At 64.2% G+C, this 21,412-nt stretch carries 21 protein-coding genes; 7 read left to right on the top strand and 14 right to left on the bottom strand.

The window, feature by feature from the left end; genetic code table 11:
- Window positions 1-3 precede the first annotated feature (3 nt).
- From VJR90_07105 to VJR90_07090, 4 genes are all read right to left on the bottom strand, one after another.
- On the bottom strand, window positions 4-669 hold the full coding sequence (locus tag VJR90_07105; protein HKV97234.1) for a hypothetical protein: 666 nt from the start codon (window positions 667-669) through the stop codon (window positions 4-6).
- A gap of 35 nt (window positions 670-704) precedes the next feature.
- Window positions 705-2,246, bottom strand: a complete 1,542-nt coding sequence (locus VJR90_07100) for an acyl-CoA thioesterase/bile acid-CoA:amino acid N-acyltransferase family protein (GenBank protein ID HKV97233.1) — start codon at window positions 2,244-2,246, stop codon at window positions 705-707.
- Window positions 2,247-2,259: 13 nt separating this feature from the next.
- A complete protein-coding gene (locus VJR90_07095) occupies window positions 2,260-2,946 on the bottom strand; it encodes an ABC transporter permease (protein ID HKV97232.1) in 687 nt (228 codons plus the stop codon).
- Between the two features lie 194 nt (window positions 2,947-3,140).
- Window positions 3,141-4,061, bottom strand: coding sequence for an ABC transporter ATP-binding protein (locus VJR90_07090; protein ID HKV97231.1), 921 nt, complete (start codon window positions 4,059-4,061; stop codon window positions 3,141-3,143).
- A gap of 233 nt (window positions 4,062-4,294) precedes the next feature.
- Here VJR90_07090 and VJR90_07085 point away from each other — a divergent pair, with 233 nt between their 5' ends.
- The 3 genes from VJR90_07085 (at window position 4,295) to VJR90_07075 (ending at window position 9,077) form a co-directional block, all read left to right on the top strand.
- The gene (locus VJR90_07085) at window positions 4,295-5,452 is read left to right on the top strand and encodes an ABC transporter permease (protein ID HKV97230.1); all 1,158 of its coding nucleotides are present in this window, start codon (window positions 4,295-4,297) and stop codon (window positions 5,450-5,452) included.
- Entirely contained in the window at window positions 5,449-6,630 is a 1,182-nt protein-coding gene (locus VJR90_07080; protein HKV97229.1) for an ABC transporter permease, read from the top strand. Before VJR90_07085 ends, VJR90_07080 begins: the two co-directional genes overlap by 4 nt.
- Window positions 6,631-6,695: 65 nt before the next feature.
- Window positions 6,696-9,077 carry a penicillin acylase family protein gene (locus VJR90_07075; GenBank protein ID HKV97228.1) on the top strand — a complete coding sequence of 794 codons (2,382 nt, stop codon included), beginning with the start codon at window positions 6,696-6,698 and terminating at the stop codon, window positions 9,075-9,077.
- Here VJR90_07075 and VJR90_07070 read toward each other — a convergent pair.
- Complete coding sequence (locus VJR90_07070) at window positions 9,062-9,868, bottom strand: AAA family ATPase (GenBank protein ID HKV97227.1); 807 nt, start codon at window positions 9,866-9,868, stop codon at window positions 9,062-9,064. The genes VJR90_07075 and VJR90_07070 overlap by 16 nt on opposite strands.
- Window positions 9,869-10,012: 144 nt before the next feature.
- Between VJR90_07070 and VJR90_07065 the strand changes: the two genes are divergently transcribed.
- Window positions 10,013-11,200 (top strand): patatin-like phospholipase family protein, encoded by a 1,188-nt coding sequence (locus VJR90_07065; protein ID HKV97226.1) that lies wholly within the window; start codon window positions 10,013-10,015, stop codon window positions 11,198-11,200.
- A 270-nt stretch (window positions 11,201-11,470) separates the two neighbouring features.
- Here VJR90_07065 and rapZ read toward each other — a convergent pair whose 3' ends face one another.
- From rapZ to VJR90_07025, 8 genes are all read right to left on the bottom strand, one after another.
- On the bottom strand, window positions 11,471-12,328 hold the full coding sequence (gene rapZ / locus VJR90_07060; GenBank protein HKV97225.1) for an RNase adapter RapZ: 858 nt from the start codon (window positions 12,326-12,328) through the stop codon (window positions 11,471-11,473).
- 131 nt (window positions 12,329-12,459) lie between these two features.
- Window positions 12,460-12,783, bottom strand: a complete 324-nt coding sequence (gene raiA, locus VJR90_07055; protein HKV97224.1) for a ribosome-associated translation inhibitor RaiA — start codon at window positions 12,781-12,783, stop codon at window positions 12,460-12,462.
- A 3-nt stretch (window positions 12,784-12,786) separates the two neighbouring features.
- A complete protein-coding gene (locus VJR90_07050) occupies window positions 12,787-14,235 on the bottom strand; it encodes an RNA polymerase factor sigma-54 (GenBank protein HKV97223.1) in 1,449 nt (482 codons plus the stop codon).
- Window positions 14,236-14,346: 111 nt separating this feature from the next.
- On the bottom strand, window positions 14,347-15,072 hold the full coding sequence (lptB, locus tag VJR90_07045) for an LPS export ABC transporter ATP-binding protein (GenBank protein HKV97222.1): 726 nt from the start codon (window positions 15,070-15,072) through the stop codon (window positions 14,347-14,349).
- Window positions 15,069-15,596: a lipopolysaccharide transport periplasmic protein LptA gene (gene lptA / locus VJR90_07040; GenBank protein HKV97221.1), complete on the bottom strand. Its 528-nt coding sequence runs from the start codon at window positions 15,594-15,596 to the stop codon at window positions 15,069-15,071. The genes lptB and lptA overlap by 4 nt, the downstream gene beginning before the upstream one ends.
- Window positions 15,580-16,146 carry an LPS export ABC transporter periplasmic protein LptC gene (gene lptC / locus VJR90_07035; GenBank protein HKV97220.1) on the bottom strand — a complete coding sequence of 189 codons (567 nt, stop codon included), beginning with the start codon at window positions 16,144-16,146 and terminating at the stop codon, window positions 15,580-15,582. The genes lptA and lptC overlap by 17 nt, the downstream gene beginning before the upstream one ends.
- Window positions 16,143-16,643, bottom strand: coding sequence for a 3-deoxy-manno-octulosonate-8-phosphatase KdsC (gene kdsC, locus VJR90_07030; GenBank protein HKV97219.1), 501 nt, complete (start codon window positions 16,641-16,643; stop codon window positions 16,143-16,145). The genes lptC and kdsC overlap by 4 nt, the downstream gene beginning before the upstream one ends.
- 1 nt (window position 16,644) lies before the next feature.
- Window positions 16,645-17,625, bottom strand: a complete 981-nt coding sequence (locus VJR90_07025) for a KpsF/GutQ family sugar-phosphate isomerase (GenBank protein HKV97218.1) — start codon at window positions 17,623-17,625, stop codon at window positions 16,645-16,647.
- Between the two features lie 164 nt (window positions 17,626-17,789).
- Here VJR90_07025 and VJR90_07020 point away from each other — a divergent pair, with 164 nt between their 5' ends.
- On the top strand, window positions 17,790-18,005 hold the full coding sequence (locus tag VJR90_07020; GenBank protein HKV97217.1) for a BolA/IbaG family iron-sulfur metabolism protein: 216 nt from the start codon (window positions 17,790-17,792) through the stop codon (window positions 18,003-18,005).
- Window positions 18,006-18,031: 26 nt separating this feature from the next.
- Window positions 18,032-19,291: a UDP-N-acetylglucosamine 1-carboxyvinyltransferase gene (gene murA / locus VJR90_07015; protein HKV97216.1), complete on the top strand. Its 1,260-nt coding sequence runs from the start codon at window positions 18,032-18,034 to the stop codon at window positions 19,289-19,291.
- A 110-nt stretch (window positions 19,292-19,401) separates the two neighbouring features.
- Here the strand turns inward: murA and VJR90_07010 are convergent, their stop codons facing one another.
- A complete protein-coding gene (locus VJR90_07010; GenBank protein ID HKV97215.1) occupies window positions 19,402-20,520 on the bottom strand; it encodes a trypsin-like peptidase domain-containing protein in 1,119 nt (372 codons plus the stop codon).
- Between the two features lie 166 nt (window positions 20,521-20,686).
- On the opposite strand from VJR90_07010, the gene petA reads away from it, so the two are divergent.
- Entirely contained in the window at window positions 20,687-21,307 is a 621-nt protein-coding gene (gene petA, locus VJR90_07005; GenBank protein ID HKV97214.1) for a ubiquinol-cytochrome c reductase iron-sulfur subunit, read from the top strand.
- Window positions 21,308-21,412: the final 105 nt, after the last annotated feature.

Here is a 21,412-nt window from a genome sequence, read left to right as displayed (position 1 = left end):
TGCTTAGTGCAAACTCACTTGATCAAGATCGAACTGAAACTTTCCCTGATTGGCGGCGCTGAAAGCGAGGAAATACACCTGCTTCCAGTCGGCATTGGGGAAGGAGGCCGCCAGGGGAATATGGTATTCCTTCCATTTGGGCGTGGTCACGAACGAAGCATACAACGGGATGTCGCCGGGGCTGCCCGACATCAGCATGAGGTTGTAGCTCCCGGCCTTGCCGCGCGCCCAGAACGTCAGTTCCGTCTTGGCTGAGAGGTCAGCGGGTTGCATGGGTTCGTGGCCCGGGAACCAGATGGCGCCAGCCCACGGGCCGTAGGGAAAGCCCGGTTTGATCTCGCCGGTTATCTGCAATGCGCCCCTGGTACCGGCAGCACCGGGATGAATCAAGGCGATCTCGGCTACCGAATTGCCGCCGGCCCGCTGATCGGTAGTCACCGACCAGCCCCAGCCGAATTCCGGGCTGTGATTGATGACGAGAGTGCCGTATTGCTTGTTCACTGTGGTCTTGCCTTCGAAGTTACCGATCAGGACAGTGCCGGCGGGCGCGACGCTGGCAACCGGTGCGGATAATTGCGCGGTGGGCGCAGCCGACAACGAACCGGCAAATAGAATTGCTGCAACGGCCGTCAGGCCGCTGAGTTTGAATCTGCTGCGGAAATGTGACATGACTTTGTCCTCGTGTGTGTTGAAAGAGTCTGGATTCAATGAAGGGACTTGTGCAGGAATGCCAGCACTTTGTTCCAGGCGTCGCGATCAGCGTACGCGTAGGCGGTCGGATTGCCGCCGAAGGCGAAACTGCCTCCGGGTACGGCTACGACGCCGGCATTGGTCGGGCGGTAGGCTGCCTGAATGTCGTGACCAGCGCCGGAATAACACAGCGATTCATCGTCGCAAGCGTGATGGTGTGCAGCGAGTCGCTGCATGATCTGGAGCGCCATGAGCGGCGACGGCCAGATCTGGTCGTCGGTGGCGGAGATCAACAGCACCGGCCCGGCAATTTTTTCCACCGGAATGACGGCTTTATCCGCCGCGGCTACGTCTTTCAATCCGGCTTGGTAAGCGCCGACGAAGGCCAGCGGTTGGCCGCTGCTGAACATGGCGGGATTTATCACTGGGTTGACCCAGGGCAGAGCTTTGCCGTGTAGCGTCCAGGATGAACTGATGGGGCCGGGGCCGTATTCAATACCGGACCACACCACCGAACTCGGCATGAATCCGATCACCGCCTGAAATTCCTTCGGAAAGGTCGCGGCCGTGATCAGCGCGGCTTCCGCGCCCTTGGACCAGCCGATGATGGCGATGTGCTTCGGATCCACGTTGGGTTGTTGTTTGAGAAAATCCGCCGCCTTGGCAAAGTATTCCAGCGGAATGTTCATCAACATTTTCGGCAGGCTGGCAAGCTGCGGATCGAAAGACTGGAATCCCTGGAAATAGGCGAGCGCCAGTGCGGTGTAACCGTGCGAGGCGAGCAGTGCGGCTTCCGGCGATGACGACAGCCAGCCGCCTTCCGATCCGCCCAGTACCAGCACTGCGGCATGCGGACCGGATGTGACGGGCGTGTACAGCTCACCCTCCAAACCGTCGGCGGTGACCAGAGTCTTGGTAACGCCGGGTGTGCGCAGATAACGCGTGAGCGTGGCTTGCGCGAGCACCCGGTTTCCCGCCAGCGCTTCGACGCTGAGCGGATAGCTCGCGTCCTCCAGCGAAGGGTCATACATGACCTCCTGCGGCTTCTTCACGTTCTCCGGCAGCATGGACCAGACGAGACCCATGGCGTGCATACCGGAATAACTGCCGTACTTAGGCGCATCGCGCGTCACGTCCACCACACCGTGGTCATCGGCGAAGAAAATCGCTTCGGCGCTCCAGGTGCGATGCAGGTAATCCCGCATGCTGGCGCGCAAGGTAACCGGCTCGCCGGGTTTGAGTCCGCTCACGCGGATGGTGACCGACTGGTCCATGAGCGCCGCAACCGGCGTGGCGCTGAGTACGATTGCGTGGCTGTAGGTCCATCCTTTCCACAGACTTTCCGGTGCGCTCGCTGCGAGCACCGCGGGCGAACTGAAGCCCGCTGGAGTTTTAATGCAGTCGGCGGGCGTTGTGGCGGCGGTGTCGGTAACCGCCGCGTGCGCCGGTAAGCCGGGTTTCGGCGTGGGCAGGAGGAACAACACCACGACCGCCGCGGCGATCAACAGCGAGATGATGAGGCCACTGCGAATCATGCCTTGCTGCCTGCTGCTCATGGGGGTTCTCCGGTTAACGATCCTGAATCCGCCGCCAGCCGCGCTGCGCAAATCCTAGGCATACCACGGTAAACAGCAGCAGATAAATCAGATGCGCGAGGAACCGGCTGCCATCGTCCTGGTGCACGATTCCGAGTGCGATCTGGCCCAGATGATAGGCCGGGAATACATTGGCCATGACTTGCAGCCAGCGCGGAAAGAATTGCAGCGGCACCCACAGGCCCGAAAGGAATGACATCGGCAGATAGACGAGATTGATGATGGCGACTGACGCCTGGCCACCGACGCGCACACCGATCGCCAGGCCCACCGCGCAAAACGGCAACGTCCCAACGATCAAGGCGACTGCGAGCAGCCACCACTCGCTGCGCGGCAGCGCCACGCCGCCGAACAGTGCGCCCAGCAAAAATAGCATTAGCACGATGACCAGCGCAAACAGCATGGCCATGGCGGCCTTGGCGAACAGATAGGCCATGGGTGGCATGGGCGCGACGCGCTTCAGTGCCAGAATGCCGCGCTCACGCTCCATTGCCACATGCACGCCGAAGCCGAAGAGCGCCGGCCCCATGATGCCGAAGGTGCCGTAGGTCGCGAGCATGTAGGTGGCGACCTGATGATCGCCGCTCCGGCCGAAGATCAGGCCGAAGAACACGTAGAACATGGTGGGGAATAACAGTGTCGGCAGCGCGAAACCTGGCATGCGCATCAGTTCCCCAAACTCGAAGCCCGCTTCGCGCAGATATACCCCAAGCGTATCCTGCCAAGTCCAGCGTTTTGATTTATCTGTCACCCCCGCGGAAGCGGGGGTCAAGGTATTTGAGTCACTGGATTCCCGCTTTTGCGGGAATGACGATGCAATAAGGGCATCCGAAGTTTCTTTGGCGCTTGCGGTATTCATGCGGCTTGCTCCTCACGATGGTCGTCGGTGAGAACCAAAAACGCTTCTTCGAGTTTGGCACCGGTGACTTCGAGGTCGCGCAGTGCCGGATCGAGCTTGAGCATCTCGAACAATACGCTCTCGGGATGTGCGGCGACGATGTCCAGCCGTGCGCTTTCCTGCGACACGGTTGTGACGCCGGGCAGCATCCGGATCTGTGCCATGCTCAGTTTGGTAATGCAGCGGATGTGACGCTGTGCAACTGTACGTTTGATTTCCGCGGGAGTACCCTCGGCGACCAGCCGACCGCGGTTTATGACCACGATGCGATCGGCAAGCGCATCAGCTTCCTCGATGTAATGCGTAGTAAGCACGACGCTGCGGCCCTGTTCCTTGAGGCGGCGAATGGATACCCAGGAACCGCGGCGCGCTTCCACGTCCAGGCCCACGGTCGGCTCGTCCAGAAACAACAGTTCGGAATTGCCGCAGATGGCGAGCGCGAACGCGAGCCGTTGTTTCTGTCCGCCAGAGAGTTTTACCACCGGCCGGTTTTCCAACCCTTCGAGCCCGGCAGTGCGCAGCGTTTCGGCTAACGCCAGCGGCTGCAGGTAATAACCGGAATACAGTGCAATTATCTCGCCGACGCGCGCATGACTGCCCAACTGCGCCCCTTGCAGCATGGCGCCGATGCGACGGCGCGCGGCCACCTCGCGGGGCGACTGACCGAAAAGCTCAACCGCGCCAGTCGTGGGCCAGGCGAGACCCAGAAGCAGGTTGACGCTCGTGGTTTTGCCCGCGCCATTCGGGCCAAGCAGTGCCAGCACTTCGCCCTGGCGGACATAGAGGCTCAGCCGGTCCACGGCGGTGACCGTGCCGTAACGCTTGGTGACGTTTCGTAGCGCGGCGATCACGGCATGGGTCTGGCTGGGGTTGTACATGCAGCTCTCCGGTTTCAGTGGGCACAGGATGCGACTCAAGCTGCGGTGTGGCGAGTCCCAACCGTCAGGACTTGGGCGTGACGAATGTCACGCCCGGGCACGGCATGACATTTATCATGCGCGGACGGTGATGCCGCGGGCTGGCAATCGTGCGCGGCACAGGCAATAATTCCCGGCGCCGTGATCCGGGAACCTGGGAGCGGTACTCAGCACACGGCACGGGAACCGCCAACGTGAAATATCTCCCCTTGCTCTGGTCCAATCTCACGCGCCACAAGACGCGTCTGGTGTTCACGCTGTTGTCGGTGGTGTTCGCATTCCTGCTGTTCGGCATGCTCATGGCGATTCGCGAGGCGTTCACGCTGGGCGCGAATTACGCCGGTGCCAACCGTTTGCTCACCATGAGTGCGGTGTCGCTCACCGTCTCGCTGCCCATCAGCTATGGCGAGCGCATCGCCCATGTCAAGGACGTGGAACGCGTGAATCCCCAGGCCTGGGTGGGCGGCTATTACCAGGATCCGCGCAACCCCATCTTCGCCATGGCGGTACGCAGCCAGGATTTTTTCGCGGTGTATCCGGAATATTCGATACCGGTTGTGCAGCAACGGGCGTGGCTTGCAGACAAACGCGGGGTGATCGTCGGGGCGGCGCTCGCCCAAGCCTACGGCTGGAAAATCGGCCAGCAGGTTCCGCTGCGTTCCAATATCTGGCGCGATGCACACGGCAACAACACCTGGGACGTAGTCGTGGACGGCATCTACACCAGCAGCCAGAGAGGCGGCGACAACCAGCTGTTCATGCACTATCAGTATCTGGACGATGCGCGCGCGTTTGCCAACAACACCGTGAGCTGGTTCGTGCTGCAGATTGCCAATCCGGCCGAAGCCGGCCAGGTGGCGCAGGCTGTGGATGCACTGTTTGCTAATTCCCCCTTCGAAACGCGCACCTCGACGGAGAAGGCGTTTGTCTCGAACTTCGCGGCGCAGTTCGGCGATATCGGCGCGATCGTGACCGCAGTGGTAAGCGCGGTGCTGTTCACCATGCTGCTGGTGACCGCCAACACCATGGCACAGTCCGTGCGCGAGCGTACCGCAGAGCTGGCGGTGCTCAAAGCCGTGGGTTTTGGCAACAGGCGGCTGGTAGGTCTGGTGCTCGCGGAATCGCTGCTGCTGACGGTCATCGGCGGAATTATCGGGCTGGCGCTGGCGTATGCCGTGATCGGCGCGATTCCGGGCGCGCTGCTGCAGTTCCTGCCGGGGCTGTATTTGCCCTTGCAGGGTGCGGGGCTGGGCATATTGCTGATGCTGCTTCTGGGCGTGTTGTCGGCGGTCTTGCCGGTCAGCCGTGCCATGCGCTTGCAGGTAGTGGCGGCGCTGAGGAGCGCGGGATGAATGGCTTGAAGCAACTCGCGGCAGTGAGCCTGATGAATTTCCGCAACCTCGGCCGGCGGCTGGATTCCTCGCTGGTGGCGGTGGTCGGGTTCGCGGGCGTGGTGCTGGTGGTGGTCGCGATTCTGTCGATCCGCGCGGGATTCCACGCAACGCTTACCACCACGGGTTCACCGGATGTCGCGATCGTGCTGCGCGGCGGCGCCGGCAGCGAGGTGAACAGCGTGCTTGCCGGCAACAGCGATTTCACCGTGGGCCAGGCGCCGGGCGTGGCTCAGGGGCCGAATGGCCCGCTGGTCTCGCCCGAATTGCTGGTGCAGATCAGCCTGAAAAAACGCAGCAGCGGATTGCAGTCGAACGTGTCGTTCCGCGGCGTGACGGCCGCAGCGTTCAAGGTGCATCCCAGGGTGCACATTATCTCCGGGCGCATGCTGTCGCCCGGACTGAATGAAGTCATCGTGGGCGCGGATGCGGCACGCCTGTTTCAGGGCGTGCAGCTCGGGGACACGCTGCATTCGGGCCGCTATGACTGGAAGGTCGTGGGCATCTTCGATGACGGCGGAGGTCTGCACAACTCCGAGATCTGGACCAGCCTGCCGGTGCTGCAGGGCGCCTATCAACGCGGCAACTCCGTGAGCTCGATGTACGCGAAGCTCGCCAGCGCGAGTGCGTTTCCGGAATTCCAGCAATCGCTCGAACACAACCCGCAGTTGAACGTGAGCGTGCAACGCGAGTCGGATTACTTCGCCGGACAGGCCCAGGGCCTGAGCATGTTCATCGGCATCGTCGGCGTCATCATCGCCATACTCATGGGCGGAGGCGCGGTGTTTGGCGCGGTCAACACCATGTACACGGCGGTCGCCGCGCGTACCCAGGAAATAGCCATGCTGCGCGCGCTGGGATTCGCGCGCACGCCGGTACTGTGCTCGGTGCTGATCGAAGCCCTGGTGCTCGGACTGGTGGGCGGCGTGTGCGGCGGAGTGCTTGCGTATCTGCTGTTCAACGGCTTTCAGGCCACCACATTCAACACGCTTACGATCATCGCGTTCCGCTTTGCCGTGACACCGCAATTGCTGGGTTGGGGTCTGGTGTACGCACTGGTGATGGGCATACTGGGCGGCATCCTGCCGGCCGTACGCGCGGTGCGCCTGCCGATTGCCGCGAGCTTGCGACAGGCCTGAGGCGCTGGCACGGCGCACGTCCCGGCGAGTAACATCCGCTGTCTAACCGACAAGAATTACCAAACATGCGGCGGGTTCTGGTCAGCGCATTGGTGGTCATCGTCGTGCTGATTGCGGCGGTCGTAATCGCGATCACCGTATTCCTGCGCGGCAGCGCGCCGCAACTGGATGGCAGCGTGAGGCTCGCGGGTTTGAGTGCGCCGGTGACCGTCACGCGCGATGCGCTCGGCGTCCCGACAGTCACGGCCGCAAACCAGCAGGATGCGGCGCGCGTTCTGGGTTTTCTGCACGCCCAGGACCGCTTTTTCCAGATGGACCTGATGCGCAGGCTCGCGGCCGGAGAACTCGCAGCCCTGGTGGGATCGGCCGCGGTGAAGTTCGACGAACAGCACCGCCTGTTTCGCCTGCGTGCCGTAGCGCAACAGGTGCTTGCGCGCGCTACGCCGCAGCGGCGCGCCATGATCACCGCCTACGCGGACGGCGTGAATGCGGGCCTGGCGGCGCTCAAGACCCGGCCGTTCGAGTACGGTCTGCTGCGCCAGCGGCCGCAGCCGTGGACGCCTGCGGACTCGGTGCTGGTGATCTTTGCCATGTATTTCGACCTGCAGGACGCCTACGACCGGCGTGCCTCGCAGCTCGCGCTGATGCGCGACACCTTGCCCAAACCGCTGTTCGATTTCCTCGATGCGGCGGGCACCCAATGGGATGCGTCGGTTCTCGGTGAGCCCGACGCCACGCCGCCGATACCCGCAAGCCGTGCGGTGGATTTGCGCACTTGGCCGCAGGCCGAGTTCGCGGACACCGGCGTTGCGCCCCTGGCCGGCGAAGTGGTGCTGGGCAGCAACAGTTTTGCCGTGGATGCCGCGCACAGCAAAGACGGTCACGCGATTCTCGCCAACGACATGCACCTGGGGCTCGCGGTGCCGAACATCTGGTACCGTGCGCAGCTCGATTACCGCGCCGCCGACGGCACGCCGGTCGCGGTGACCGGCGTGACCCTGCCGGGCCTGCCGCTGGTGGTGGTCGGCAGCAATGGCCACGTCGCATGGGGTTTCACCAACAGCTATGGCAACTGGACCGCGCTCGTCAATCTGCGGCTCGAGCCGGGCGATGCTAATGCCTACCTGACGCCCGACGGCTGGCGCGCGTTCAGCCATCACCAGGAAATCATTCAGGTCGCCGGCCACAAGCCCGTGGTGATGCACGTAACCGACACCCTCTGGGGGCCGGTGACCGGCCAGGATCACGATGGGGTACCGCGCGCCGTGCACTGGATCGCCGCGGATCCCGCTGCCACCAACGCCGAACTCAGTGAAATGGCCGCAGCGCAGAACATTCAGCAGGCCATGGCGATTGCCAACCGCGCCGGCATGCCGGAACAGAATTTTCTGGTGGTGGACAGCAAAGGCCATATTGCCTGGACCATCGCCGGAAAAATTCCGCTGCGCAGCGGTTACGATCCGGAGTTCCCGGCGTATTGGGACAAGACGGGCGTAGGCTGGACCGGCTGGCTGGCACCGGAACAGTACCCGCGCATTGTGGATCCGCCCGGCGGACGCCTATGGACCGCGAACGCGCGCGTGGTGGACGGCGCGATGCTCGCGCAGATCGGCGACGGCGGCTACGATCTCGGCGCGCGTGCGCAGCAGATCCGCGATGATCTGCTGGTGCAGGACAAATTAACGCCCGCCGACATGCTGGCCATCGAACTCGACGACCGTGCGGTGTTCCTCGCGCGCTGGCGCTCGCTGGCGCTGCAACTGCTGGCGCCGCCGACTTTGAACGCACATCCGCGCCGCGCGCAATTTCGGCACTACGTGGAAAACTGGGGCGGGCGTGCTGCGGTGGATTCCGTTGGTTATCGGCTGGTACGCGATTTCCGCCAGCAGGTGGATGCCGTGGCGTTCAGTGCGCTCACGGCCCCCTGCAGGAAAATTGATCCGCCGTGCGATTACCGCATACTCACGCAGCGCGAAGCTGCGTTGTGGGCCATGGTGACACAACGACCGGTGAATTTGCTCGATCCAAAATACAAGAGCTGGAATGATTTGTTGCTCGCCGCCGTGGATCAGGTCATCAAGCAGCTCTGGTTGCCTGGCAGTGGGCTAAGCACGCGCACCTGGGGCGAGCGCAATCTGGTGCGCATTCAGCAGCCCATGACGCGCGGGCTGCCGTTTCTGGGCCGCTGGCTGGACATGCGGCCGGTGGAGCTGCCCGGTGACAGCAATATGCCGCGCGTGCAGGGCGTGGATTTCGGCGCGTCCGAGCGCATGGACGTGGAGCCCGCGAATCTGGCGCACGGCATCTTCGAGATGCCGACCGGCCAGAGCGGTTATCCGTTCTCTGCGTATTACCGCAACAGTCAGCCTGCGTGGGTGCGGGGTGAAGCGACGCCGTTTTTGCCCGGCGCGGCTCAACATACGCTGGTATTTCAGCCCGGCGACTGAGTCGCGGTCTCGTCTGCGTCGTCGTCGTCCGGCATTGCGTTGGCTTGCACGCGGCGCTGTTCCAGCCACTGGACGAGGGGTTCCCAGTCGAGAGCATCCTGGTCCGAGCCCTGGGCTTCGAGCTCATGGATGCCGAGGCCCCATTCCGAAGCATGCACATAATTCTGCGTATCGCGCAGGCTCGCCGCAAACGTGATGCCCAGGCTGCTCAGGAAGCGCTGCAATTTTGCGTACACCAGCGTGTTCTTCTTCACACGGTTGGCGATCACCGCCACCCGCTCGCGGCGCTGTTCCACGCGTCCCGCGAGCAGCAGTTCGGCGACGCAGCGGGAAACCGCGTGGATGTCGATGTCCGATGGCAGCACTGGAATGAGAATGGCGTCAGCGTCGCGCGTCATGTCCTGGAGGCGGGTGCTGTCCAGCGCCGCCGGCGTATCCACGATCAGGCGTTCGATCCCCGGCGGAACGCGCATCTGGAAACTGCGGGTGACGCGCAGGCTGCGGTCGGCGCCGTTGATGGCGGTGATTGCTTTATGTGCACCGTCGCGATTTTGCAGCCAGTGCAGGCTGGAGGCTTGCGGATCGGCGTCCAGCAACGCAGTGCGGTAGTCGTGCGAGGCATAATAGGCGGCAAGGTTGGTGGCCAGCGTGGATTTGCCGCAGCCGCCTTTGGTGTTGAGGATCACGATGCGCAGCAGCGGTCGCGGCACATCGGTGTCGGATGCGCTACTCTGCGCCTGCCGGCCCGCCAGCTTCGGCGATTTAGGGACCCAAAGGTTCAGATTCTGCATGACGCGGCGGCAGTTTCGGAACGTGAGGAACAGGTGGCAACAAGTTCAAAGGAACCTCTGCAGTATCCAACTCTACGGCCTTGAATATACATGATTTTAACCCAGGATTTGCCGGGCCCCGTATCGGGCGGTGGCGGATGCCGCATGGCTGAGGCGCATGCGCTGCGGCCGAAGGTCGGGCTGGTTCTGCCCGGGGGCGGGGCGCGCGCCGCGTATCAGGCCGGCGTACTCCAGGCGATTTCCGAGCTGCTGCCGCCGGATGCGGCCTCGCCGTTCCCCATCGTGTCGGGCGTCTCGGCGGGCGCCATCAACGCCACCCTGATTGCCGCCCATGCACTGCAATTCCGCCGTGGCGCGCAGGAACTCGCGGGCGTGTGGGAGCACATTCGCAGCGATCTGGTGTTTCGCACCGACGCGGGCACCATGTTCAAAAACGTCATGTCCTGGCTCATGGCGCTGCTGCACGCGGGCTTCGCACGCCGCAACGTGATTGCACTGCTCGACAACACGCCGCTGCGCAAGCTGCTGGAGCGGCACATCATCTTCGCGCGCCTGCAGGAAGCCATTGACGCAGGCGCGCTGGACGCGCTGTCGCTGACCTGTTCCGGGTACACCTCGGCGCGCGCCGTGTGCTTCTACAAGGGCAAGCCGGGTCTCAAGGCCTGGCACCGCACGCGGCGCATCGGCCAGCCGGCAGAGTTGCGTCTGGATCACGTCATGGCCTCCGTGGCACTGCCGGTGATATTCCCGGCGGTGCGACTGGGACGCGAGTATTACGGTGACGGTTCGCTACGCCAGACGGCCCCGCTCAGCCCGGCCGTACACCTCGGCGCGGATCGCATCCTGGTGATCGGTGTGCGCAACGAGCAGGCGAACAAATTGCCGGAGCCGGGCGCGGAAGTGGCGTATCCGTCACCGGGGCAGTTGGCGGGCTACCTCATGGATATGGTGTTCAGTGACAACCTGTATGCCGATCTTGAGCGCCTGCAGCGCATCAACAACACCGTGCGGGAACTGGCGGCGGCGTCCGGCCCGTCGCCGTCGCTCAAGGTAATTGACACCCTGGTGATTGTGCCCAGCGAGGACATGCGCGAGATTGCGCAACGCCACGTGCAGGAATTTCCGCGCAGCGTGCGCATACTGCTGCGCATCTTGGGCGGTGCCCGCAAGAGCGGCAGTCAGCTCGCCAGTTACCTGTTGTTTGAAAGCGGATTCTGCCGCGAACTGCTGGAATTGGGCCGCAAGGATGCGCTCGCGCACGCCGACAAGTTGCTGGCGTTTCTAGGAATAGCGCAATGTGAGGATGATATTAAACCAGATGAAAAGTCATAGATTTCCCTAACTGTTGCGCCATTCCTGTTCCTCTATACCCGTAGCGCGAGCCGACCACTGGAGCGAGCAAGGTTAGCCCGTCAGGGACGAAGGCAGGATGCCGAGTTCGCGCGACCGGCACAGGGAGGTGCCGTGAGCGCAACTCCGCAGCGAGCGAAGCGCGCAGGGCAGTTGCGGCTTCCGCGACCCGCGCTCCGGGGGAATGGCTTTAGGCACTTTCGCCGAAACGAAAGTGCCACGCCCGCGGGTGCGGGAACCCGCGTGCAAACGCTACTTCAGTTCATTGTGCCTTATCAGCACATTTCTGCCTTGGTTCTTGAAATGTTCTGCCAGCCGGTCCACGACAAACACCGAACGGTGATAGCCGCCGGTGCAGCCGATGGCAACCGTCAGGTACTGACGGTTGGAATCCTCGAACCGGGGAATCCAGGTTTCCAGAAATGCGGTGAGGTCGTGGACGAAGGCCTGCACCTGCGGGCTTTTTTCCAGGAACCCGGCCACCGCCACATCCTGGCCGGAAAGCGGTCGCAGCTCCGGTTCCCAGTACGGGTTCGGCAGACCACGGGCGTCGAACACGAAATCCGAATCGCCGGGCAAGCCGTTGCGATAGCCGAATGACTGGAACATCAGCGACAATTGCTTGCGCGCTTCACGCTGGATGCGCGCGCGCACCAGTTCTCTCAGCGCGTGCACCGAGGTGCGCGAGGTGTCGAGAATCAGGTCGGCATGGTCCGCCAGGGGTCCGAGTAGTTCGCGTTCCGCATCGATGGCTTCGCGCAACGAACGGCCCGCGCCTGCCAGCGGATGCGGCCGGTGGCTTTCGTTGTAGCGTTTGATGAGCACACTGTCTTCGGCCTGCAGGAATACGATCCGGCAATCCACCCCTTTGGCGCGCACACGTGCCACGGACTGCGGTACTTCGGCGATGTCGTCGGGCAGATTGCGCGCGTCTATGCCGACGGCCATGCTGGCGTAGGCGGGATCGCCGCTCAACAGCGTGACGCGCACAAAGTCTTCCAGCAATCTCGCCGGGAGATTGTCCACACAGTAATAGTCCAGGTCCTCGAGCATGCGCAGGGCCACGGATTTGCCGGAGCCGGACAGGCCGCTCAGGATTATGAGGCGCATGCGATATCGTGCAGCGGGCAGTAGTGGATGCTCATGCACTCAGCATACCTGTCCGCGGCAGGAATGCAAAAAATCCGCCGCCGTCGCTCGCCGGTGCGGGTTGGCGGTCTGCGGATGGGCAATCTCACCGCCTAGGGAACTGCATCCGTGCGCACGCTCGTGCGGTCGCTGTGATCGCTGAGCTTCTCCTTGTGTTTGGTCACCTGGCGCGCGAGCTTGTCGCCGAGTACGTCAATAGCGGCATACATGTCGTTTTCCACCGCGTCGGCAAACAGCTTGCCGCCGTTGATGCGCAAGGTGGCCTCGGCGCGGTGTTCCAGCTTGGTTACCGCGAGCACCACGTGCATGTCGGTGACGTGATCGAAATGTCGCGCCAAGCGCTCGAGTTTGGCGTGCACGTAGTTGCGCAGCGCCGGGGTGATATCCACATGGTGACCGGTAATGTCGATTTGCATGCTTTACTCCTTGCGTTCCTCGTGTTGACGCTGCGTTGCCACGCGTTTGCGCTCGTGAGCCGCGGGTATGGCCATGGACTCACGGTACTTGGCGACCGTGCGTCGTGCCACGCGGATGCCGCGGCTCACGAGTTCCCGGGTAATGCGGTCATCGCTCAGCGGCTGTTGCGGATTCTCGCCGGCGACCAGTTTGCGGATCAGGGCGCGGGTGGCGGTAGCCGACAATGCGCCGCCGTCATCAGTAGACAATTCGTTGGAAAAAAAGTGCCGGAATGCGAGCGTGCCGCGCGGCGCCGCCAGGTATTTGTTGGCCACCACCCGCGAGATGGTGGATTCGTGCAAGCTGAGTTCGGCGGCGATTTCCTTGAGCATCAGCGGGCGCATGGCTTCCTCGCCGCGATTGAGAAACTCCATCTGCCGGCGCACGATGCTGCGCGCCACGCGCAGCAGGGTTTCGTTGCGCATGCGCAGGCTGCGTACCAGCCAGCGCGCCTCCTGCAGCTGCCGTCCCAGGTCGGCATTCGCGCCGTTGCGCCGCCGTCCGAGCGCCGCGGCATACAGGGCATTGACGCGCAGGCGCGGCGCTGTCTCGGGGTTAAGTTCCACCACCCAGCGGCCGTCACGCCGTGAAACCACCACGTCCGGGATCACGAAATCCACGGTGCTGGAAGCCAAGGCGGTGCCCGGGCGCGGATTGAGCGACTGCACCAGGACCACGGCGGCGGCCAGCTCCTGCGCGCTCACGTTCAGCAGGCGCGCGAGCTGGGAATGCGCGTGCGCCGCGAGATCCTCGAGATGCTTGCTCACCAGCTGCAGCGCCAGGTCGCGCGCCGGGGTGGCCGGCTGCTGGCGCAGCTGGATGCCGAGGCACTCGGCAAGGTTGCGCGCCGCCACGCCCGGCGGATCCAGGGCCTGCAGGTGATGCAGCACGGCATCCATTTCTTCGGGCTCCGGCCGAGCTCCCTGATCGCCGAGTGCTAGGCGCAGTTCCTCGAGGCCGTCGCTCAGGTAACCGTCGTCGTTGATGCTGTCTATGAGCAATGCGCCGATGGCCTTGTCGTGGGCACTCAGGTGCGCGAGGTCCAGCTGCGCACGCAGATGCTCCTGCAGGCTGGCGCCGGTCGGCGCGGCGGGTTCGGGCCAGTCCTCTTCTCCGCCCGCACCCAGGGCGGAGGCAGGATCGGCACTGTCCATGTCGGCCAACGGCAGCTCTTCGGCATCGCCGGCTTCCGCCGGGTCTTGCTCGGGCGCCTCCGCAGAAGGCTCGCCAACGTCGGGGAATTGCGTCTCGGACTGGTCCGCGTCGCTTTCCAGCAGCAGGTTGTGCTCCAGCGCGTTCTGCACCGTGTCGCGCAGTTCCAGCGCCGACATCTGCAGCAATCCCAAGGCCTGGCGCATCTCCGGCGTCATGCTGAGCCGTTGGGTTTGCCGGAGTCCGAGTGTGGCTTTCAAGTCCCTGGGATCCTTTGTCAAACAACAACTTGCGTCGTGCCCGGCGGCCGGGGAAGCCGTGCCCGACGCTTCGCCTGGGAAGCGGGACAGGGGCCGCACGCCATGGGATAGTTATAGCCTAAAATTCTCGCCCAGGTACACGCTGCGCACCTGCTGGTTGGCGAGGATGGCCTGCGGCGGGCCGGCGGCAATGACCTCGCCGCTGCTGATGATATAGGCGCGGGCGCAGATCCCCAGGGTTTCGCGCACGTTGTGATCGGTGATGAGCACGCCGATGTTACGCTCCTTGAGGTGCGCGACGATGCGCTGGATGTCGAGCACCGAGAGCGGGTCCACGCCCGCGAACGGCTCGTCCAACAGCATGAAGGCCGGATCCGCGGCCAGCGCGCGCGCGATCTCGACCCGCCGGCGTTCGCCGCCGGACAGCGACAAACTCAGTGCATCGCGCAGATGCGCGATGTGCAACTCTTCGAGCAATTGCTGCAGGCGCTCCTGGCGTTGCGCACGCGTCAGGCGCGGGCGGGTTTCCAGGATCGCGAGGATGTTGTCGGCCACCGTGAGCTTGCGGAATACCGAGGCTTCCTGCGGCAGGTAGCCCAGCCCCAGACGCGCGCGCGCGTGCACGGGCAGGGGCGTGAGTTCGGAGTCATCCAGGAAGATGCGTCCGCCGTCGGCCGGCACCAGGCCCACGATCATGTAGAAGCAGGTGGTTTTGCCCGCGCCGTTGGGGCCCAGCAGGCCCACGACTTCGCCGCGCTTGACCTCCAGGGACACGTTGCGCACCACCTCGCGTCTGCGGTAGCGCTTGAGCAGATTCTCGGCGCGCAGCGTGCTCATGCGGGCGGCGTGTGCGTGGCCGCCCTGGGCGGGATGGTGATGTGCACGCGCTCGCTGCTCTTGCCGCCCAGCGCGATGACGTGCTCGGTACTCGTGTTGTAATGAATCACGTCGGCGGTCAGCAGACGCTCGCCCTGGTGCAGCTCGGCATTGCCCGACAGATCCACTTCGTTGCTGTTCTGGTTGTAGGTGATTTCCGCGGCGGTGCCGGTCACCAGTGCGCCGCTGTCCGGTTGCTGCCGGAAGCTCGCGGGCGCGCCGGTGATGTCGGCGGTCTGGATTTCCCCATTGCGCATGTGCAGCACGGCCTTGTCGGCGGTGATGCGGATGCTGCCCTGGGTGATGAGCACATGCCCGGTGTACACGCCCGTGCCGGTATTGGCCTTGGAATCGTTGGTGAAATCGCCGTGATCCGCCTGGATATTGATGGGCTGGTTGCGGTCGGTTTTCAGCGCCAGTGCCGACACGGCCAGGCACAGCAGCCCGGCTGCCACCAGCCAACGCCAATTACGGCTGGTGTACATATGCGCCCCGCACCTGACTCTGCAGCAACAGGCGGTTGTCGTCGAGCCAGGCTTCCAGTCCTACGCCGGTCATGCGGCTTCCGCCCTGGGTGATTTCCACGGGGTCGGCCGTGGTGGCGATGTTGGTGTTGAGGTTCACGTTCATTTTGTCCGTCTGCACCACCAGCGCGGGGCCGCCGTTGTCGGCCGGATGCTGCATTTGCACGTGACCCGCAAGTTCCACGCGCTGGTTGCCGGAGGGCAGCAGCGCGTGGTCCGCCGCCACGTCCCAGGGCGGACTGCCGCTGATGAAATAGCGGATGCGCGGCGCAAACACTTCGATGCTGTCGTCGTCGGGATGATGCAGCATGCGCGGCGAGCGCAACACAGTGTGTGGCTGGCCCTGGGTGTCGAGTTCCGTGACCGTGGCGTCGGTGAAGGTGTAATCCGGCACATGCGTGGGTGGAGCCGGCGGCGGCACGCCGGGCGGCGCGACCTGGCGCAGCAGCCACCAGGTGCCGGCGGCCGCCAGCACCAGCAGCAGGAATCCCGCGGCGAAGCGCGCGCTCACGCTTTGCGGTTCCGCGCGGTGAGCAGCAAGTCGCAAACCTCGCGCACCGCGCCTTCACCGCCGCGTGTGCGGGTCACGTGGTGAGCGCGCGCGCGTACTTCGGGCTGTGCATCGGCCACCGCGACCGCCAGACCCGCGGATTCGAACAAGGGCAAATCCACAAGATCGTCGCCGACACAGGCCACCTGATTCCAGGCCAGTTTGAATTGTTGCAGGAGTTTCTGCAGTACCGCCAGCTTGTCATCGCGGCCCTGAAACAGGTGACGGATTCCGAGTTCCCGCATGCGCAGCGCCACCGCGGGCGAGCGGCGCCCCGAGATCACCGCTACGCGTAGACCGTGACGCAGCAGCAGTTTGATGCCGTGACCGTCGCGCACGTGAAAAGCCTTTAATTGCTCGCCCCTGGCCCCGTAATACAGCCGCCCGTCGGTGAACACGCCGTCCACGTCGAACACCGCAAGTTGCACGCGCGCCGCACGTTCTTCCACCGCGGGCATGTCACACCACGCCGGCACGCACCAGGTCGTGCATGTGCAGCGCACCGACCAGCACGTTGTCCGCGTCCACTACCGGCAGCACGGTGATGCGCTTGTCGTTCATGATGCGAATGGCTTCTCCGGCGAGCACCTCGCCACGCACCGTAGTGCAGTTGCGCGTCATGACGTCGGCAATGCGCGCGCGGTGCACGTTGAGTTCACGGTCCAGCGCACGCCGCAGATCGCCGTCGGTGAAAATTCCGGCCACGTGGTTTTTTGCATCCACGATGACCGTCATGCCCAGGCCCTTGTGCGTCATTTCCATGAGTGCCGCGCTCAACAGCGCGTCCTGCGCCACCGCCGGCACCGCGCTGCCGGTGTGCATGATGTCCTCGACGTGCAGCAACAGGCGCCGGCCGAGTGAGCCGCCGGGATGCGAGCGCGCGAAATCCTCCTGGGTGAAACCGCGCGCCTCCAGCAAGGATACGGCGAGTGCGTCGCCCATCGCTAACGCCGCGGTGGTGCTGGCCGTGGGTGCGAGGTTCAGTGGGCAGGCTTCCTGCGCTACGCTCACGTCCAGGTTCACATCCGCGGCTTTGGCGAGCGTGGACTGCGGGTGGCCGGTGAGGGTGAGCAGCTTGACGCCGAGGCGCTTGATGAGCGGCAACAGGGTAAGCAGTTCGGCGGTTTCGCCGGAATTGGACACGGCCAGCACCACGTCCCCGCCGGTGATCATGCCCATGTCGCCGTGACTGGCTTCGCCGGGATGCACGTAGAACGCCGGCGTGCCGGTGGAGGCGAGCGTGGCGGCGATCTTGCTGGCCACATGGCCGGACTTGCCCATGCCCATGACCACGGCCCGGCCGCGGCACTCGAGCAGCACGCGGCAGGCCGCGGCAAAGCGTTCATCTACACGCGACGCGAGTGCCGCCACGGCCGCGGCTTCGGTTTGCAGAACCTGAATGGCATGCTGCAACAGGCTGGCGTTGTCGTTGCGGTTCATCGGCAGGTGCAGCCGTGGAAAAACGCGCGAGCCGTCATGATACACGTTTTGCCCGCGGGTTCCGGTCCCGCGGTGCCGGCGCCCGCAGCCAATCGGGTATCATGTGCCGGTTCCCAGGTTCCCGGAGCCAGCACGTGTCGCCCGCTGAAGTCGAGCATCTCATCATGCAGGGCCTGCCCACGGCGGAAGTGCGCGTCCAGAGCGAGGACGGCACGCACTTCGAAGCGCTCATTATCGCGGAAGTGTTCGCCGGCAAACGCCCGCTGGCGCGCCACCAGATGGTGTACCGAGCGTTGGGCGAACGCATTGGCGGGGAGATACACGCACTCAGTCTGCGTACCCTGACTCCGGACGAGTGGCAACGCCAATCCGCGGCGTGATGCCGCGAGCACGCTGAAGGCCGAATTTGGACAAGCTCTTCATCAACGGCGGCCGTCCCCTCGAGGGGGAGATCCGCATTTCCGGCGCCAAGAACGCCACGCTGCCGATTCTCGCCGCCACGCTGCTGGCCGACAGTCCGGTCACCATCGGCAACGTGCCGCACCTGCACGATGTCACCACCACCATCGAATTGCTGGGCAGCATGGGCGTGGGCGTCACCATCGATGAACACATGCGCATCGAGGTGGACCCTGCGAGCATCCGCGAGTTCTATGCGCCCTATGAACTGGTGAAGACCATGCGTGCGTCGATTCTGGTGCTCGGACCGCTAGTCACCAAATTTGGACGCGCCGACGTGTCCATGCCCGGTGGCTGCGCCATCGGCACGCGCCCGGTGAATCTGCACATCTCCGGCCTCGAAGCCATGGGCGCGACGATCAAGGTGGAGAACGGCTACATCCGCGCCCAGGCCGAGCGGCTGCACGGTGCGCGCATCCTCATGGACATGGTATCGGTGACCGGCACCGAGAACATCATGATGGCGGCGACTCTCGCCGACGGCACCACGGTAATCGAAAATGCGGCGCGCGAGCCGGAAGTCGTGGACCTGGCGCGTTGTCTGGTGCAGATGGGTGCGAAAATCAAGGGCGAGGGCACGGATACCGTGGTAGTTGAGGGCGTCAAGAAGCTGCACGGTACGCAATACAACGTGCTGCCGGACCGCATCGAGACCGGCACGTATCTGTGCGCCGGCGCGTTGACCGGCGGGCATGTGCGCGTCAAGGACACGCGGCCCGAGCTGCTCGAAGCGGTGATTGCAAAACTCGAAGAGACCGGCGCGAAAGTCGGCAAGGGCAGAAACTGGATCGAGGTGGACATGCAGGGCCGCCGTCCGCACGCGGTGGACGTGCGCACCGCGCCTTATCCCGCGTTTCCCACCGACATGCAGGCACAGTTCACCGCGCTCAACGTGGTGGCCGAAGGTACCGGCACCATCACCGAAACCGTATTCGAAAACCGCTTCATGCACGTGCTGGAGATGCAGCGCATGGGCGCCGACGTGCGCCTCGAGGGCAACACCGCCATCAGCCAGGGTGTCGAGCATCTGACGGGCGCACCGGTCATGGCTACCGATTTGCGCGCCTCCGCGAGTCTGGTGCTCGCGGGGCTGGTGGCGCAGGGGGAGACCGTGGTGGACCGCATCTATCATATAGACCGCGGCTACGAAACCATCGAAGAAAAGCTCGGCCAGTTGGGCGCGAAGATCCGCCGCGTGCCGGCCTGACAAGAAGTGAGGGGTGAGGGAGTGAGGGGTCAGAAAAAGCGAGAAAATCTTGACGAGCAAATTTTCAGCGCTACACTTTCGAACGCCTCACGCCTTATTGTTTACTCAAATCAGCTGCTGGCCTGTACGGGCCGCTCGGCGATTTTCACCTTGACGCTAAACGCTTTGCCCTGATGGACGCCGCCCAGCGTCACCAAGGTGCCGGGCGGCTGCCCGGCGATGCGGTCGAGTGCATCGTGGCTGTTGATGACCGGCTTGCCGTCTATGCTTTGAATCACGTCGCCGGGCACCAGGCCCGCACGGCTGCCCGGCCCGTTCGGCGCCAGGCTGGTAATGATGAACCCGTCGGTGCTGTTCAACCGGAAGGCCGCGGCCAGTTGCGGGGTGATGTCCTGCGGCTCGACGCCCAGGTAACCGCGGCGCACGCGTCCGTAGGCAATAAGCTGCTGCATGACGCCGCGCGCCAGGTTTACGGGAATAGCGAAGCCGATGCCGGTGGAGCTGCCGTTCGGCGAAAACAGCGCGGTATTGATGCCGACCAGCCGGCCGTGCACGTCGACCAGCGCGCCACCGGAGTTGCCGGGGTTGATGGACGCATCTGTCTGGATGAAATTCTCGAAGGTGCTCAGGCCGAGCTGGCTGCGGCCGAGAGCGCTCACGATGCCGTGCGTCACGGTCTGGCCGACGCCATAGGGGTCGCCGATGGCCAGCACCACGTCGCCCACGTGCAGATCGTCCGAGCGCCCCATGTCGATGGGCCGCAAACCGGGGAGGCCGATCTTGATAAGCGCCAGGTCGGTGTCCGGGTCCACGCCCACCACCCGTGCTGGCGCGCTGCGCCCGTCGGCAAGCCCCACCTGTATGGCCTCGGCGCCGCTGATCACGTGGTAATTGGTGAGGATGTAGCCGTCGGGGCTGACGATCACGCCGGAACCCAAACTGGTCTGGGTGCGGACGCGCGGCGGCAGGTTGTCGAAATCGCTGCGCCCCAAGGGTGCACCGGGGAGTTGCGGAGCGCGCGTGCGCCGTGCGCTGAATACGTTCACCACCGACGTAGACGAGGCCGTCACCGCGGAGGCGTATGACCCGGCGTCGCCATAAGGCGCAAGCCGACCCGGACCGGTGAGCAGCGACGGGTGGAAGTACACCACCACGAACGCGATCGCCAGGCCAACGACCACCGCGCGCAGCGCAAAGGAAAGGGCACCCGCCAAAGTCCGCATCGGCATACGCTAGCATGCGGCCGCCGTCAGGTCAGCCCGGGGTGTGTAGACTGGCGGGGCCGCAAAGCGGCTGTGTATAATGCTGCACTCTTCAAGTATTCCAGCCGAATCTTCCGCCTCACGGGCCGGCCGCCCATGGCCTGTGGCGCCTGAGTTGTACGGAGCGGGGTGAATGAGCGACGAAATAGACCAGAGCAAACGCCATTTCCTCACCGTTGCGACCGTCGTGGTGGGTGCCATCGGGGTATGCGTCACCGCGGTGCCGTTTGTCACCTCCATGAACCCCAGCGCCAAAGCCTTGGCGCTTGGCGGACCTACCGACATTGACTACAGCAAGATCGAACCGGGCGCGCTCATCAAGGCCGTGTGGCGCAACAAGCCGGTGTGGGTGGTGCAGCGTGGGCAGGTGGCGCTGGCCGAGTTGCCCAAGAATGACCCGTTGCTGCGCGACCCCGATTCCGCAGAACCCCAGCAACCCGCGTATGCCAAGAATGGCTGGCGTTCCATCAAGCCCGACCTGTTCGTGGTGGTGGGCATTTGCACGCATCTGGGCTGTTCGCCGCTGTATGTGCCGCAGCCGGGTGATCCGAGCGTCGGTCCCACCTGGCCGGGCGGATTCCACTGTCCCTGCCACGGCTCGCTTTATGACTTGGCCGGGCGCGTGTTCAAGAACGTGCCGGCACCCCTGAATCTGCCGGTGCCGCGGCACCGTTACTTGAACGACAAGGTGGTCCGCATCGGCGAGGATCCGGTGGACTCGCATTCCACCTGGACCGAGCCGCTGGTGTGGTGAACGCCGGGCAGTCCTGAACATTCCGGGAGCGGGATTCGATGAGCAATGAAGAACCCAAGCTGAAACGCGACTACCTGGACGTCACCGGGGGCTGGCTGCACGGCC

It is taken from the genome of Gammaproteobacteria bacterium (assembly GCA_035279405.1).
GTDB lineage: Bacteria > Pseudomonadota > Gammaproteobacteria > Natronospirales > REEB76 > REEB76.
This window is presented reverse-complemented; position numbering and strand designations above follow the sequence as displayed.